Annotated in this window: 14 protein-coding genes; 4 read left to right on the top strand and 10 right to left on the bottom strand. The window is 71.1% G+C overall.

The features are described 5' to 3' along the window. Nucleotides 1–528: 528 nt before the first annotated feature. Nucleotides 529–1,515 carry a 2Fe-2S iron-sulfur cluster-binding protein gene (locus tag QM782_RS02010; protein WP_415201271.1) on the bottom strand — a complete coding sequence of 329 codons (987 nt, stop codon included), beginning with the start codon at nucleotides 1,513–1,515 and terminating at the stop codon, nucleotides 529–531. 98 nt (nucleotides 1,516–1,613) lie between these two features. Here QM782_RS02010 and QM782_RS02005 point away from each other — a divergent pair, with 98 nt between their 5' ends. Next, nucleotides 1,614–2,537 (top strand): LysR family transcriptional regulator, encoded by a 924-nt coding sequence (locus QM782_RS02005; RefSeq protein ID WP_415201270.1) that lies wholly within the window; start codon nucleotides 1,614–1,616, stop codon nucleotides 2,535–2,537. A gap of 15 nt (nucleotides 2,538–2,552) precedes the next feature. Here the strand turns inward: QM782_RS02005 and maiA are convergent, their stop codons facing one another. The 9 genes from maiA to QM782_RS01960 all read right to left on the bottom strand — a co-directional run bounded on the left by maiA (nucleotide 2,553) and on the right by QM782_RS01960 (nucleotide 10,952). After that, nucleotides 2,553–3,191, bottom strand: a complete 639-nt coding sequence (gene maiA / locus QM782_RS02000; protein WP_415201269.1) for a maleylacetoacetate isomerase — start codon at nucleotides 3,189–3,191, stop codon at nucleotides 2,553–2,555. A 2-nt stretch (nucleotides 3,192–3,193) separates the two neighbouring features. Then, the gene (locus tag QM782_RS01995) at nucleotides 3,194–4,078 is read right to left on the bottom strand and encodes a Bug family tripartite tricarboxylate transporter substrate binding protein (RefSeq protein WP_415201268.1); all 885 of its coding nucleotides are present in this window, start codon (nucleotides 4,076–4,078) and stop codon (nucleotides 3,194–3,196) included. A 226-nt stretch (nucleotides 4,079–4,304) separates the two neighbouring features. Continuing rightward, on the bottom strand, nucleotides 4,305–5,429 hold the full coding sequence (locus QM782_RS01990) for a cupin domain-containing protein (protein ID WP_415201267.1): 1,125 nt from the start codon (nucleotides 5,427–5,429) through the stop codon (nucleotides 4,305–4,307). A 28-nt stretch (nucleotides 5,430–5,457) separates the two neighbouring features. Beyond that, on the bottom strand, nucleotides 5,458–6,165 hold the full coding sequence (locus QM782_RS01985) for a fumarylacetoacetate hydrolase family protein (RefSeq protein ID WP_415201266.1): 708 nt from the start codon (nucleotides 6,163–6,165) through the stop codon (nucleotides 5,458–5,460). 32 nt (nucleotides 6,166–6,197) lie between these two features. Further along, the gene (locus QM782_RS01980; RefSeq protein WP_415201265.1) at nucleotides 6,198–7,568 is read right to left on the bottom strand and encodes an MFS transporter; all 1,371 of its coding nucleotides are present in this window, start codon (nucleotides 7,566–7,568) and stop codon (nucleotides 6,198–6,200) included. A 40-nt stretch (nucleotides 7,569–7,608) separates the two neighbouring features. After that, nucleotides 7,609–8,862, bottom strand: a complete 1,254-nt coding sequence (locus QM782_RS01975; RefSeq protein WP_415201264.1) for an NAD(P)/FAD-dependent oxidoreductase — start codon at nucleotides 8,860–8,862, stop codon at nucleotides 7,609–7,611. A 26-nt stretch (nucleotides 8,863–8,888) separates the two neighbouring features. Then, complete coding sequence (locus QM782_RS01970) at nucleotides 8,889–9,203, bottom strand: non-heme iron oxygenase ferredoxin subunit (protein ID WP_415201263.1); 315 nt, start codon at nucleotides 9,201–9,203, stop codon at nucleotides 8,889–8,891. Nucleotides 9,204–9,213: 10 nt separating this feature from the next. Further along, complete coding sequence (locus tag QM782_RS01965; RefSeq protein WP_415201262.1) at nucleotides 9,214–9,687, bottom strand: aromatic-ring-hydroxylating dioxygenase subunit beta; 474 nt, start codon at nucleotides 9,685–9,687, stop codon at nucleotides 9,214–9,216. Between the two features lie 2 nt (nucleotides 9,688–9,689). Then, nucleotides 9,690–10,952 carry an aromatic ring-hydroxylating dioxygenase subunit alpha gene (locus QM782_RS01960; protein WP_415201261.1) on the bottom strand — a complete coding sequence of 421 codons (1,263 nt, stop codon included), beginning with the start codon at nucleotides 10,950–10,952 and terminating at the stop codon, nucleotides 9,690–9,692. Between the two features lie 705 nt (nucleotides 10,953–11,657). Here QM782_RS01960 and QM782_RS01955 point away from each other — a divergent pair. The 3 genes from QM782_RS01955 to QM782_RS01945 all read left to right on the top strand — a co-directional run bounded on the left by QM782_RS01955 (nucleotide 11,658) and on the right by QM782_RS01945 (nucleotide 14,110). Next, a complete protein-coding gene (locus QM782_RS01955; RefSeq protein ID WP_415201260.1) occupies nucleotides 11,658–12,215 on the top strand; it encodes a DNA-binding protein in 558 nt (185 codons plus the stop codon). Between the two features lie 387 nt (nucleotides 12,216–12,602). Beyond that, complete coding sequence (locus QM782_RS01950; protein WP_415201259.1) at nucleotides 12,603–13,043, top strand: hypothetical protein; 441 nt, start codon at nucleotides 12,603–12,605, stop codon at nucleotides 13,041–13,043. A gap of 47 nt (nucleotides 13,044–13,090) precedes the next feature. Beyond that, entirely contained in the window at nucleotides 13,091–14,110 is a 1,020-nt protein-coding gene (locus QM782_RS01945) for a CapA family protein (protein ID WP_415205565.1), read from the top strand. The last annotated feature ends 78 nt before the right edge of the window (nucleotides 14,111–14,188 follow it).

The following is a 14,188-nucleotide window of genomic DNA, read 5'->3' as shown; positions in this document are numbered from 1 at the left end:
GTCCTTGGCCAATGCCCCCGGCAGCGTTCGCGGCGTCGTGTGCTCACATGGAGCGTGCCGTGGCGAATGAGCGATGAATCTGGCGACACGCGGCGCGCTTCGCGTTGGCCAACGAGGGAGGCCAAGAACATGGCGCAGCCCGAGACGCTAGCCGCCTTGAGCAATCTGTGGATGGCCAGGCCGTGCTGATGGCCCAGGTGCGCCTGGCCGGGGCATGAAGGGCCGGCCAAGGCCTGTATCGCGGCGCTCGGAAGATCTGCGGACGCCTGCGAGCGATGGCAGGGCATTGCGCCAGCGCGCAACCGCCCACATTGGGTGGCTCCGTCGCTTCAGCACAGACCCAAGCAATCCGTGAAGAGCGTCCTCAAGGCGAGGCTGTCGGTCTCGCTTCACCTGGAGCGTTCAGCGCCTCGGACCGGGGCCCCGATCGCCCGGTCGCCGACAGCAGCGCGCCCGAGGGCCAGGCACGCAACCGGCGCATCGAGGCCCGTGTCGGCCGGTAGCCTGCGGCCTGGGCGCCGGCATTCCTCAGTTGCCCTGCATGTAGAACGCATCCGCGTGGACATGCATCGGGTCGATGCCCTTGCCCAGGGCGACCAGCGTGGTGGTCTCGACCATCGGCGGCGTGCCGCGCAGGTAGGCGCGCCAGCCGTGCAGGCTGGCGATGTCCTGGGCGATGGCCTGCGTCACGAGGCCGCGGCGCTGGGTGGCGGGATTCGCGCCCGATGCGACGACGATGTGCGCCACCAGGGCCGGATGATCGCGGCGCAACTGTTCGATCCAGTCCAGGCCGTACAGATCGCCCGGCGACCGCACGCCGACATACAGGTGGATCGGGTTGCGCATGCCGGCCGCCACGGCGCCGCGGATCACGCAGAGGATGGGCGCGAGCCCGGTGCCGCCGGCCACGCACAGCAACGGCCCCGCGTGCCGGGGGCGCAGGTAGGCCGCGCCGAGCGGGCCGCTGACCCGGACGGCGTCGCCCACCCGCAGGCGGCCGGCGATGTGGGCGCTGGTGCGGCCCCTGGGCATCAGCTGTACGTGGAACTCCAGCAGTTCCTGCCCGGGCAGGCTGGCCATCGAGTACGGGCGCGAGAGCCCGGGCGCGAAGGTGAGCTGGGCGTACTGGCCCGGCGAGAACGCCAGCGGCTTGGCGGGCCGGAGCAGCAGGCGGCGCACGTCCCGCGCCAGCGGTTCGATGGCCGCGACCCTGGCCTTGACGATGCATGCCCGGTGCACCACCGCCTCCTGCGGCGCGGGGACCTCGATCGTGCAGGGCCCGGTCAGGTAGGTCTGGCACGCCAGCAGCGCGCCGTCCATGCCGTCCAGCGGGCGCTGCTGGGCCCGCCCGCCGTCGAGCACGTCGCCGGCCAGCACGCGGCAGCGGCAGGTGCCGCAGCGCCCGGACAGGCAGGAGTACGACATCGGCACCTGGGCCGCGCGCAGGGCTTCGAGCAGGTTGGCGCCGGGCGCCACGCGGATCACGCGGTTGAGCGGCTGAACGAGGATGTCCATGGCATGGTGCCGCCGCCCACGGGCGGCCGGACGGTTGCTGGAGAATCGTCCACCGGCAGGCCCGGGACGGGCCTTTTCACGAGGGAGGATGCCACGCGATGGAACTGTCCGACATCGACCTGAACCTTCTGGTCCTGTTCCAGCAGCTCATGGTCGAGCGCCGCGTGTCCAAGGTGGCGGAGAACATGGGGCTCACGCAGCCCGGGGTGAGCAATGCGCTGGCCAAGCTGCGCCGGATCTTCGGCGACGAGCTGTTCCTGCGCACGGCCTCGGGCATGGTGCCGACGCCGTTCGCCGAGCAGCTCGGCGAGCCGATCGGCTACGCGCTGAGCATGATCCACAGCGGGTTGAACCAGCGCGTCGAGTTCGATCCGGCCAGCGTCAGGCGCACCGTGACCATCGGCATGACCGACATCGGCGAGATCGTGTTCCTGCCCGCGCTGATCGAGCGCCTGGGCCACGAGGCGCCGGGCGTCACGCTCAACACCGTGCGCAACACCGCGGTCAACCTGCGCGACGACATGGAGTCCGGCAAGGTCGACCTGGCGATCGGGCTGCTGCCGCACCTGAAGGCCGGCTTCTTCCAGCGGCGGCTGTTCCGCCAGCGCTACGTCTGCCTGTTCCGGCGCGGGCACGCGCTGGAGCGGCCGCGCGTGACGCTGGCCGACTACACGGCGGCCGAGCACCTGGTGATCGTGGCGGCCGGCACCGGCCACGGCAAGGTCGACGAGCTGATCCGCAAGGCCGGCATCGAGCGCCTGGTGCGGCTGACGGTGCCGCACTTCGTGGGCGTCGGCCACATCCTGCAGCGCACCGGCCTGGTCGCCACGGTGCCCGAGCGGCTGGCCGACGAGCTGGTCGAGCCGTTCGGGCTGGCGCTGCGCGCCCATCCGGTGAAGCTGCCCGAGGCGCCGATCAACGTCTTCTGGCATGCCAAGGTGCACCGCGAGCCGTTCAACCAGTGGCTGCGCCGCGTGGTCTTCGAGCTGTTCGGCTCCGACGCCGCGCAGGGGCCGCAGTAGCCCGTCCACGCTGGCTCAGGCCGCGTCGGGCTGCGCGGCCGGCGCCGCCTCGCGGAACGCCGGCAGCTGCGCGCAGGCCCGGTCGACCGCCTGCACGCATGGCCAGCGCGCGAGGTCGACCGCGAAGCGCCGCGCGCTCTCGACCTGCGGCACCAGGTAGACGTCGGCCAGCGTGGGGCCGTGGCCGAAGCAGAAGTCGCCGCGTTGCCGGTCTGCCGCCAGCAGGGCCTCGATGGCGTCGAACCCGGCGCTGATCCAGGTGCCGCACCAGTCGGCGACCGCGGCATCGTCGGCCCCGAAGCGGTGGCGCAGCGCTTCCAGGATGCGCCGGTTGTTCACCGGGTGGATGTCGCAGCCCACGATCGCCGCGAGCGCACGGACTCGGGCACGGTCGCCTGCGTCGGCCGGCAGCAGCGGCGGATCCGGATGGCGCTCTTCCAGCCACTCGATGATCGCTGGCGACTGCGTCATGACGCCGCCCTCCGTCTGCAGCACCGGCACGAACTGCTGTGGGTTGATGGCCTTGAAGGCCGCGGCGAGATGCTCTTCGCGCCGCAGGTCGACCGCGACCTGCTCGTAGGCGAGGCCCTTGAGGTTCAGGGCGATGCGCAGACGGTGCGAGGTGCCGCTGCGGAAGAAGGTGTAGAGCTTCATGGTCAGTCCAGAGAGATCCTGGCGCGCTTGACGACTTCGCCGAACGTGCGCGAATCGCGTTCGATGGCCTTCGTGAGTTCGGCCGGCGGCCCGATGTAGGGCTCGAAGCCGAAGGTCGCCAGGCGCTCCCTGACCTCGGCGGTCGCCAGCACCTGGCCGACGTCGGCGTTGATCTTGTCGACCACAGCCTTCGCCGTGCCTGCCGGGGCGAACAGGCCGACCCAGGTCTTCACCTCGAATCCGGCGGGGCCGCCCGCCTCGCCGACGGTCGGCACGTCGGCATAGCCCGGCAGGCGCCGGGGTGCCGCGAGCGCCAGGAACTTCACCTTCTTCGCCTGGTACATCGGGCCGGCGGTCGCCGCCGTGCCGAACGCCCACTTGATGTCGCCCGTGGCGATGGACGTGTAGACATTGCCCATGTCCTTGAACGGGACGTGCACCATCTTCGTGTCGGTCGCGGCCTCGAACATCGCCGCGCCGACGTGGGCCACGCTGCCGATGCCCCAGGAGCCGTACGTGACATCGCCAGGCGCGGCCTTCGCCGCCTTGACCAGGTCGCCCACGTCCTTCCAGGGTGAATCGGCGGCTACGACGATGAAGAAGTTCGTGAAATAGACCGGTGCGACCGGCTCGAAGTCCTTCGCCGGGTCGTAGGGCAGCTGCTTGAACACGTGCGGCTGCAGGGCCATGTGCGTGTTGTCCAGCTGCAGCACGGTGTAGCCGTCCGGCGCTGCGCGCTTGGCATCTCCGATGGCGATGAAGCCGTTGGCCCCCGGCTTGTTGTCGATGACCAGCTGCTGGCCCCAGGTGCGCGACAGGCGCTCCCCCAGGATGCGCATCACGGCGTCGGGGCCGCTGCCGGGGGAGTACGGGGCCACCGAGCGCACCGGCTTGGCGGGAAAGGTCTGCGCCAGGGCGCCGGGCAGGCATGTCGCGCCGGCGAGAACCAGGGCGCACAGCGGAAGGACCCGGGCGCGGAGGCCGGCTGCCGGTGGTCGGACGAGAGGCGAGCGAATGGCGGAGGACATGGCGTGGGCTTTCTTGATGGGTCGGGCGCAGTCGGCCTGTGGACGGGCGGATGAAGCGGGGCACACCCCGCTGCCAGCGGCCCGCTCAGCGGGTGACCTGGGTGCGGTGGGCGTGCAGGGCCTCGAAGATCGGCGCGTCGCCGAAGCGGAACAGGTCGAGCGGGCCGTCCGCCCCGGCCCGGGCCGAGAACGGCTGCCACGACGGCACGACGAACAGGTCGCCCCGTGCCACCTGCCAGGTGCGCTCGCCCACGGTGACGGTGCCGCTGCCGTCGAACACCTGGAACACGGAGGAGCCGACTTCGCGCTGCACCAGCGTCGTGGCGCCCGGGCGCACGCGGTGCATCTCGGTGCGCATCGTCGGCAGCACGTCGCCGCCGGTAGTCGGGTTGGTGAAGCGCACGGCCGCATGTCCGGGGCTCAGCGTGCCGGGCTGGCCTTCGGCTTCCAGCGCCAGCTGGTCGGCCAGTGCGCGGTCGGTGTCGGCCCACCGGTACGCCAGCAACGGCGTGGCGGGCTGGGCCTGCGTGCTGGAAACCGGGCGCAGGCCGGGGTGGCCCCACAGCCGTTCGGAGTACGACCGCTGCGCCGTGCTGCGCTCGGCGGACGAGATCTTCTCGCGCCCGGCCTCAAAGAACTGGCTCTCGGCGTAGTACGAGAACGGAATGTCCAGGCCGTCGATCCAGGCCATCGGCTCGGTGGCGGCGTTGTGGTGGGCATGCCAGTTCCAGCCCGCCTGCGGCAGGAAGTCGCCGCGCGACATGCGCACGGCGTCGCCGTTGACCACCGTCCATACACCCTCGCCCTCCACCACGAAGCGGAAGGCGTGCTGCGTGTGGCGGTGCTCGGGGGCGTCCTCGCCCGGCATCAGGTACTGGATGGCGGCCCACAGCGTGGGCGTGGCGAAGGGCCGGCCGCCCAGCGTGGGGTTGGCCAGCGCGATGGCGCGGCGCTCGCCGCCGCGGCCCACGGGCACGATCTCGCCGGCCTGCGCGGCCAGCGCCTTCAGCCGCTCCCAGCGCCAGAGGTGGGGCACGGCCTTGGACTTCGGATGCAGCGGCATCAGGTCGCCGATCTCGGTCCACAGCGGCACCAGCAGCTCCTGCTCGAAGCCGCGGTACAGCTGCTCCAGCGCGGGCGTGGGCTCGGGCTGTCCCGGCGCGGCGGTGGCGTGCAGCCGCACGGGGGAGGGCGTCAGGTCGATGGTCATGGCGGGCTCTCCGTCGTCTGTCGCGCCGTCATTCGGCGGGGCCGATGTCCAGGGCGATCGTGCCGACGCCTTCAATGCGGCCTTCGATGCGGTCGCCGGCCTGCACCGGGCCCACGCCTTCGGGCGTGCCGGTGAAGACCAGGTCGCCGGGCTGCAGGTGGTAGTACCTGGACAGGTCCGCGATCAGCTCCGGGATGTTCCAGATCAGCTTGGACAGGTCGGACTGCTGGCGCACCGTGCCGTTGACCGCCATCGACAGCGCGCCCTGGCTCAGCACGGCCTGCGGCATCGGCACGATCTCGGAGACGACGGACGACTGCTCGACGTCCTTGCCCAGGTCCCAGGGGCGGCCTTTCTCGCGCGCCGCGAGCTGCAGGTCGCGGCGCGTCATGTCCAGGCCGCAGGCGTAGCCGTAGATGAGGCCGGGCGCGTCGGCTTCGCTCACGCGAAAGCCCGGCGCGCCGATGGCGAGCACCAGCTCCATCTCGTGCTGGTAGTCGGCCGTGCCCGGCGGGTAGGCCACGGTGGCGCCGGATTCGACCAGCGTCGACGGCGCCTTGGTGAAGTAGAACGGCACTTCGGCCGACTTGTCGACGGGGCGCCCCATCTCGACGGCATGGGCGTGGTAGTTGCGGCCGACGAAGAACAGGCGGTGGATCGGCAGGCGCTCGCTGCGGCCGCGCACGGGCAGCGAGTAGACGGGCGGCGGGGTCCAGAGGTAGGTGGCGGCGGTCATGGGATGTCCTTCGTGGGGTGGGGAGGGGGTGTTCAGGCGCGCGCGGCCGTGGCCGGCGCGGGCTTGGCGGCTTCGGCCGCCGGGGCGGCATGCTGGTGCGACGCCGAGCGGCCGTGGTCGATCAGCAGCACGGCCAGCATGCCGACCAGGCCCGGGATACCGATGGCGAGGAAGTTCTGCTGCAGCGGCAGCTGCAAGCCGACCAGCACGCCGATCAGGATCGGCGCCAGGATGGCGCCGCTGCGCCCGATGCCGAGCGCGAAGCCCAGGCCGGTGGAGCGGATGGCCATCGGATAGAACTGCCCGGTGTAGGCGTTGGCCACGATCTGCGTGCCGATGGTCGAGGCGCCGGCCAGCGCGACCACGATGAATAGCAGTTCCTGCGGCATGGGCACGCCCAGCAGGCTGATCGACACCGCCGCCAGCGCGTACATCGCGGCCAGCACGTACTTGATGTGGAAGCGGTCGGCCAGCCAGCCGCCGCCGACGGAGCCGACGATGGCGCCGGCGTTCAGCACCAGCACGAAGGTCAGCGCCGAGCCCAGGCTGTAGCCGGCGCCGGCCATCAGCTTGGTCAGCCAGGAGCTGAGCGCGTAGACCATGAACAGGCACATGAAGAAGGCGATCCAGAACATGATGGTGCTGAAGCCGCGCCCGTCGGTGAACAGGTGGCGCACGGGCGCGCCGTCGGCCTTGTCGTGCGCCGGCACGGTGAACCGGTCGCCGGGCTGCGGCGGATGGTCCGGGTCGATGCGGGCGGCGATGTGGCGCAGCTCCTCGTGCCGGCCCTTGGCGAGCAGGAACGGCATCGATTCTGGCAGCGACTTGAGGATCAGCGGGATCAGCAGCACCGGCGCCGCCGCCGCGAAGAACACGGACTGCCAGCCATAGCTCTCGATCAGCCCCTTGCCGAGCAGCGCCGCCACGATGCCGCCGACCGCATAGCCGCTGAACATCAGCGTCACCAGCGTGGCCCGCATCCTGCGGGGCGCGTACTCCGTCATGTGGGCCACCACGTTCGGCATGACGCCGCCGATGCCCAGACCGGCGAGGAAGCGCGACACGCCGAACAGCACCGGGTCGCGGGTCAGGCCCGCGGCCGCGGTGAACAGGCTGAACAGCGCGATGCACAGCACGATGGCCCAGCGCCGCCCGATGCGGTCGGCGATGGTGCCGAGCGAGATGGCGCCGAACATCATGCCGAACAGCGCCGAGCTGACCATGAAGCCGGCCTGCGTCGGATCGACCTGCATGTCCTTCATGATCGAAGGCAGCGCGATGCCCACGACCGCGAGGTCGTAGCCGTCGAAGATGATGATCAGGGCGCACCACAGCAGCACCAGGCCGTGGAAGCGGTTGAAGCGCGCGTCGTCCGCGAGCTGGTGGATGTCGATCTGTCGCATGGGGTTGTCTCCGTCTTGTCGTTGTCGGGGCGCCGGGCCGTCAGAGCCTGGACATCGGGGTGCCTGGGTCGGCCAGGCGTTCGGCGTCCACGGGCTTGCGCTGCTCGATCAGCCGCCGCGCGAAGCGCAGGTCGCGGGCCGCGTTCGGGCCGAGCGCCGCCTGCACCACGTCGCCGGCCAGGAAGAACAGCACGAAGCTGCCGGATGCCGCGTCGCCGCGGCGCACGACGCGGTGCGCCGACGTGGGGATGCCGTAGATCTGCAGGTTCATGCCGTGCTGGTCGGACCAGAACCAGGGCAGCGGCTGGTAGTCGACCGGCAGGCCCAGCGCCGAGCGCGCGGCGGCGATGCCCTGCTCCTGCGCGTTCTGCCAGGATTCCAGCCGCAGCCGGCGGCCGGCCCAGGGGTTGGCCGCCACGGCGACGTCCCCGGCCGCCAGGATGTCCGGGTCCGAGCTGCGGCAGCCGGCGTCGACCAGCACGCCGCCGTCGCAGGCCAGGCCGGCCGCGCGCGCCAGTTCGTCGTTCGGCACCAGGCCGACGCCGAGCACGATGGCGTCGCACGCGAGCGCGCTGCCATCGGCCAGTTGCACCTGCGGGCGGCCGTCGGCCTGCCGGGCGAAGCCGCGGACCTGCGCGCCGAGCAGCACGCGCGTGCCCTGGGCGCGGTGCAGCGCCAGCAGGTGCTCGGACACTTGCGGCGGCACGCTGCGCTCGCACAGGCGCTCCTGCGTCTCGAGCACCACCACCTCGGCGCCCAGCTGGCGCGCCGTGGCGGCCACCTCCAGGCCGATCCAGCCGCCGCCGACCACCACCACGCTGCGGCCCGGCGCCAGGGCCGGGGCCAGGCGCAGCGCGTCGTCGATGGTGCGCAGGGTGTGCAGCGCCACCGTCTCGCTGCCCGGCAGGGCGAGCGTGCGGGCGCGGCCGCCGGTGCACAGGATCAGCTTGTCGTAGGCCACCGCCGTGCCGTCGGCCAGCAGCACCTGCTTGCTGGTGCGGTCGATGCGGCTGGCCTGCGTGCCGGGCCGCCACTCCAGCGCCAGCGCGTCGAAGGCCTCGGGCGGCATCAGCCGCGTGCTCTCGTGCTGCGCCGCGCCGGCCAGCACGGCCTTGGACAGCGGCGGGCGCTCGTAGGGCCGGTGCGCCTCTTCGCCGATCAGCACGATGCGCCCGGCGAATCCTTCCTTGCGCAGCGTCTGGGCGGCCCAGCCGCCGGCCTGGCCGGCGCCGACGATCACGATGCTCGCGGGCGCGCGCGCGCCGTCCGCGACCTCTGGTCGCTCGACAGTCATGGTGGACTCCTGGAGGGTGGGCCGCTTCAGTCGAGGGCCAGCCAGACGCGGCCGCCCTCGATCTTCACGGGGTAGCTGCGCAGCGCCTCGGTCACCGGCGCGCAGGTCGGCTGGCCGGTGCGCACGTCGAACTTGCCCTGGTGCAGCGGGCATTCGATCTCGTGCCCTTCCAGGAAGCCGTCGCACAGCCGCGCATGGCCGTGCGTGCAGACGTTGTCGGTGGCGAAGACGCTGCCGTCCACGCCGTACAGCGCGATGTCACGCCCGGCGACGGCCAGGCCGATCACGTCGTCCTGCGGCACGTCGCCCTCGGCGGCCGCGTCGATCCATTGGGTGCTCATGGCGGCGTCCTCAGATCGGGTAGATCAGCGAGTTGGGGATCATCTCGCTGTCGTAGACGACCAGGCGCGAGGCGAATTTCAGGCCCTGCGGCGTGCGCACGACCTCGTCGATGCTGCGGCCGACGTTGAACACCGTCGACTCCCGTGACAGCCGGGTGCGGAACACGGCGTAGTTGGCCTCGGCGTGGATGCGCCCGTCGGCGTCGACCTGGTGGACCAGCGGCGCGCCGACTACGTGGCGCTGGTAGTAGGGATCGTGGAACAGCGTCTCGCGGATGCCGTAGACGCGGTCCTTCAGCATGCCCTTGCTCTCGAAGGAGAGCGTGGCCAGCGGGAAGCCGCGCTCGTGGTTCTCGCGCGGCTGCAGCTTGTAGATGCAGGCGTCGAGGAAGAACTCGGGCCAGGCGTCCCAGTCGGCCGCGTCCAGCGCGCTGGCGTAGCGGGCGTACAGCTGGGTCAGTTCGAAGTAGTCCTGCGCGTCCATGGTCAGGCCTCCATCGTGGTGCGCCAGTATTCGTACATGCCGCGGATCAGCGTCTCCGTCACCATGTGGTCGGTGTCGCCGACCTCGCGCCCGCCCAGCTCGGCCAGCGTGCGGTGGCAGGGCTTGGTCTCGAAGCCTTCCTGCGACCACTCGATCGCCTCGCCGTCGTCGGCCGAGACGAAGCCGGCCGGGCCGAACAGGTTGGCCTGCCGCAGCCGGCGCCGCGTCATCTCCTCGCTGTCGTCCTCGAAGCCGAAGTGCGTCCAGACGAAGTCGAAGGCGCCGTGGCCGTCGGGCTGGATGTGGCGCGTGGACACGCTGTTGACCTGCTGCTGGAAGATCACGCTGGGGAACACGGTCATCATCACGGCCGTCGGCGTGCCCCACCAGTCCTCGTGGACGATGTCGAGGAAGCGCGCGTCGTGCAGCTGCATGCTGTCCTTGAAGCTGGAGACCTGCGTGACCTGCTCGGACTTGCCGGCGCTGCCGCGCGCGGAGACCATGGCCGCGTGGCGGTGGCGGGCGTCCATGAACAGCTGCGACTTGTTGTCGGCGCGCCAGAGCCCGAAGGTGACGAACCAGGTGTGCAGCAGGCCCGGGTGGTAGGGGTCCTTGATGTTCTCCTGCATCAGCTTCCAGTTGCCCGGGATGCGCTGGCGGTTGTAGCCGAGGATGCGCAGCCGGCGGCCGTCGAACAGGCGGTCGAAGTAGCCGAGGATCACCGGGCCCAGGAAGTCCTCCAGCGGTTCCACGCCGTGGTCGAACGCAGCGAACACGACGCCGCCGCGCGTGGCCACCTTGAGCTTGGTCAGGCCGTGGTCGGCGGGATTGAAGTCCTTGGGCATGCCGCCGTTGACCTTGCCGTCCTGCTTGACGCCGCGGCGGAACGGCACGCCCTGCAGGTCGCCGGACAGCGTGTAGTTCCACTGGTGGTAGGGGCAGGTCAGGCTCTCGCGGTTGCCGTGGCGCTCGCGGCAGAAGGCCATGCCGCGGTGCGCGCAGACGTTCTCCACCACATGGATCGAGCCGTCCTTGTCGCGCACCATCAGCACCGAGCGCTCGCCGACCACGGTGCGCTTGAAGTCGCCGGGGTTCGGGATCTCCGCTTCCAGGCCGACGTAGCACCAGTGGCCCTGGTAGAAGAAGCGGTCCAGTTCCTTGCGGTACAGGGCCTCGTCGGTGTAGGCCTGGAACGGGATGCGGCTGGTGCCATCGGTCTCCCACCGGATCTGCGGTGGAAAGACGGTGACGGGGCATTCATGCATGGGGGCGTCTCCTGTCGTGGTCGTGGTGGCCGGCGCACGTGTGCGCCGTGCTTGGCGGGGCGCGGCGCTCCGTGCGAAGGGCGTCCGTGCCTGGGCCGCGATCATTCGCGGATAGGCAATATCAGTCAATGGAACGTCAGTGATATTGCACATCACCGGCAGCAATGTTGCGGCTGGCGTGTTTCCCGTTGGCCTGGACGGTGCTGGTGTTCCGTGGGAAATGCGCATGGATGTCCCATGAGACTCGGCCAGCCGGTAGGCGGATGCGACCATTCCTTCCGGCGCCAAGGCTGCGCCGCCGACTCGGCGGAAGACCTGGCGCGCGTCCGCGCGCCGCCGCCCCACGGCCATCGCGGACGAGCTGCGTACTCCAGGCGCTCAGGATTGCCGGATCCTCCTGAAGAGACCGGCCTGGACGTGCCGGCGCGATGCGCCGCCGGGCTTTCGGGCCGCGCCCCGTGCCGTCTGTGCCGCTACGACCGCGCGACCTCGATCCCCCCGTCTTTCCCGCCTTCGCGCCTGCGGCGCTGCGCGCGATACTGGATGGCTCGCGGAGGAAGGCCTCGACCCGGAGTCCCATGTCCCTGGCCAATGCCCCGGGCAGTGTTCGCGGTGTCGCATGCCCGCAGGGGGCGTGCCGTGGCGAATGAGCGATGAATCTGGCGACACGCGGCGCGCTTCGCGTGGCCGACGAGGGAGGACGACATGGCGATCATCGGTGTGATGGGTTCGGGCAAGGACGAGTGGCCGGAATGGGCCACGCCGCTCGGCACGTGGATCGCCAGCCATGGCTTCGACCTGCTGACGGGGGCTGGGCAGGGCGTGATGGTGTCGGTGGCGCGTGCATTCGCGTCGACACCGGGGCGGCGTGGCCGCTCGATCGGGATCGTGCCGAGCGAAGCCCACGCGTCGCGTGGGTTCGTGCCGGTCGCCGGCTATCCCAATCCGTTTGTCGATCTGCCCATCGTGACGCCATTGCCACGCAAGGAAGTGGGCGCGTCCGACGATGCATTGAACCGCAACCATGTGAACGTGCTCACCAGTGACGTCGTCATCGCACTGCCCGGGGGAAGAGGGACGCTGGACGAGATCCGGCTGGCCATGCGCTTCGCGAAGCCGTTGATCTGCCTGGGGCCGGTCGGTGCATTCGAGGGCGTGCCGCCTCGTTCGCACATCGTGCAGTCACTCGATCGCGTCCAGGCATTCGTGCTTGCGCAAACCGGCCGCATGGAAGGTGTAGGCAGCGGCAGTGCTCCACCTTGAGTGTCCGCTGAACGCTCTCGTGGCCGGCGCGTTGGGCGGCGTTCTCGGACGCCGGGGTGGTGGAGAGCTGGGCGTGAACAACGCCGGCATCGGTGCGGGGCGCTCTTTCGCAAGCGCCAGGGCGTCACCGCATCCATGCGCGTCCACGGCTGATGGCTGCCATCGGCACTTCCGCGGCAAGGCCTCGATGGGAGCGGCGAGGGCGTGGCTCGCAAGGCACGGGCTGCCATGGCCCGGACCGCTGACGCGCTCTGCGGGCTGCTGGCTTCTTCGCCCCTGCAAGGGCGCGCGGCCTGCCGTCCACCCTGGCAAGCGGCGATGGCGCTAGCATTTGCGCCAGCTGGTTCTCGGCCCGGAATGGGCCGGCCAGGCGATGCAAAGGGCGCCATGGCTTCTTCTCTTCGCAAGACGCTGCTGGGCAGCAGCCTGCTGCCGGCCCTGCTGGCGCTGGGCAGCGGCATCGACGCCGCCGCGGCGCCGCTGTTGCATTGCCACCTGGAGCAGGGCGATACCGTCACCGACACGCGGACCGCGCCGACGACCGATCCCTACCGCGTGGCCGCGCTGCGCGTGAACCGTTTCCGCTTCAAGGCGGTCGTGGTCGGCGACGACCGCCGCATCGGGTACATCAAGCTCTACACGTACTACGACGCCGGAAACGCGGCCGACGGCCATGCGCAAGGCGTACGCCTGCTGCACGAGGCCAAGTATCTGGCGCCGCAGCCGCACCGCGGTGCCGGGCCGGCCAGCCTGACCGGCACCGTCTACCTGTACGAACCGCGCCTGGGGCGCGAGTTCAGCTACGACTGCGCGCTGCGCGAGGAGTGAGCATGCGGCGCCACCCCACCATCGAGATGCCGGCGTCGCTCAGGACCATGGCGGCGCGGCTGGCGTTCGCACTGGGCGCCGCGTTCGCGCTGCCAGGCGCTGGCGCGGGCGCGCAGGATGGGGCGCCGGCGCCGGTTTCCTTGGCCATCGTCGGCGACGTGATGCTGGCCGGCGGCCCGGGCAGGGCGATCGCGCGCGGACACGATCCGCTCGGTCCGTTCGGCGCCATCCTGGCCGCGGCCGACGTGCGCGTGGCCAACCTCGAATGCGTCGTCGCCAGCACGGGCCGGGCGGAGGCGGACAAGCCGTGGACGTTCCGCGCCCATCCGCGTTCCGTGGCGGTGCTCAAGCGCCACCTGGATGCCGTCAGCCTGGCCAACAACCACAGCGGCGACTACGGGCCGCGGGCCTTCGGCCAGATGCTCGGCCTGCTGGGCCGGGCCGGGATCGGCGTGTTCGGCGGCGGGCACGACCTGGCCGAGGCGCATGCGCCGCTGATCGTCGAGCGCAAGGGCTTGCGCATCGCCCTGCTGGGCTACGACGAATTCTTTCCGCGCAGTTTCGAGGCCGACACCGACAAGCCGGGCGTGGCCTGGAGCGAGGACGAGCAGGTGCGCCGCGACATCGCCGCGGCGCGCACGGTGCATCGCGCCGACCTGGTGATTCCCTTCATGCACTGGGGCATCGAGCATGCGCCGCTGGCCGATGCGCGCCAGCGCACGCTCGCGCGCCTGATGATCGATGCCGGTGCCGACGCCGTGATCGGCAGCCATCCGCACGTGACGCAGGACGTCGAGACCTATCGCGGCAAGCCCATCGTCTACAGCCTCGGCAATTTCGTGTTCGACGGGTTCAGCGACGCGGACAACAACACCGGCTGGCTGCTGCGCCTGGAGCTGGACCGCGACGGCGTGCGCAGCTGGAACACTGTGATCGCGCGCATCGATGGCCGCGGCATTCCGCATCCGCGTCCGGACCGGCCGGCGCCATGCTGGGAACGGGGGGCGCCGCAGGCGCACATGTGCCGCGCGGCCGCTTTCTCGGGCAAGAGACCGCGGCATTCGTGAAGGCGCGGCGGCGCGGGCCGGGGCAGCCGGGAGTGGGTGCCCCGCGCCGCAGCGCGCGGTGGCCTGGCCGCCTCCAGG

This window comes from Pseudorhodoferax sp. (assembly GCF_047601025.1).
In the GTDB taxonomy this organism is placed as follows: Bacteria; Pseudomonadota; Gammaproteobacteria; order Burkholderiales; family Burkholderiaceae_C; genus Pseudorhodoferax.
Note: the sequence above shows the minus strand (reverse complement) of the source record. Positions and strands in the feature narration are given on the sequence as shown.

Excerpts from the sequence above, each read along its gene's own strand:
- QM782_RS02010 (WP_415201271.1), bottom strand. The coding sequence starts at position 1,515 with ATGGACATCCTCGTTCAGCCGCTCAACCGCGTGATCCGCGTGGCGCCC.
- QM782_RS02005 (WP_415201270.1), top strand. The coding sequence starts at position 1,614 with ATGGAACTGTCCGACATCGACCTGAACCTTCTGGTCCTGTTCCAGCAG.
- maiA (WP_415201269.1), bottom strand. The coding sequence starts at position 3,191 with ATGAAGCTCTACACCTTCTTCCGCAGCGGCACCTCGCACCGTCTGCGC.
- QM782_RS01990 (WP_415201267.1), bottom strand. The coding sequence starts at position 5,429 with ATGACCATCGACCTGACGCCCTCCCCCGTGCGGCTGCACGCCACCGCC.
- QM782_RS01985 (WP_415201266.1), bottom strand. The coding sequence starts at position 6,165 with ATGACCGCCGCCACCTACCTCTGGACCCCGCCGCCCGTCTACTCGCTG.
- QM782_RS01980 (WP_415201265.1), bottom strand. The coding sequence starts at position 7,568 with ATGCGACAGATCGACATCCACCAGCTCGCGGACGACGCGCGCTTCAAC.
- QM782_RS01975 (WP_415201264.1), bottom strand. The coding sequence starts at position 8,862 with ATGACTGTCGAGCGACCAGAGGTCGCGGACGGCGCGCGCGCGCCCGCG.
- QM782_RS01970 (WP_415201263.1), bottom strand. The coding sequence starts at position 9,203 with ATGAGCACCCAATGGATCGACGCGGCCGCCGAGGGCGACGTGCCGCAG.
- QM782_RS01965 (WP_415201262.1), bottom strand. The coding sequence starts at position 9,687 with ATGGACGCGCAGGACTACTTCGAACTGACCCAGCTGTACGCCCGCTAC.
- QM782_RS01960 (WP_415201261.1), bottom strand. The coding sequence starts at position 10,952 with ATGCATGAATGCCCCGTCACCGTCTTTCCACCGCAGATCCGGTGGGAG.
- QM782_RS01955 (WP_415201260.1), top strand. The coding sequence starts at position 11,658 with ATGGCGATCATCGGTGTGATGGGTTCGGGCAAGGACGAGTGGCCGGAA.
- QM782_RS01950 (WP_415201259.1), top strand. The coding sequence starts at position 12,603 with ATGGCTTCTTCTCTTCGCAAGACGCTGCTGGGCAGCAGCCTGCTGCCG.
- QM782_RS01945 (WP_415205565.1), top strand. The coding sequence starts at position 13,091 with ATGGCGGCGCGGCTGGCGTTCGCACTGGGCGCCGCGTTCGCGCTGCCA.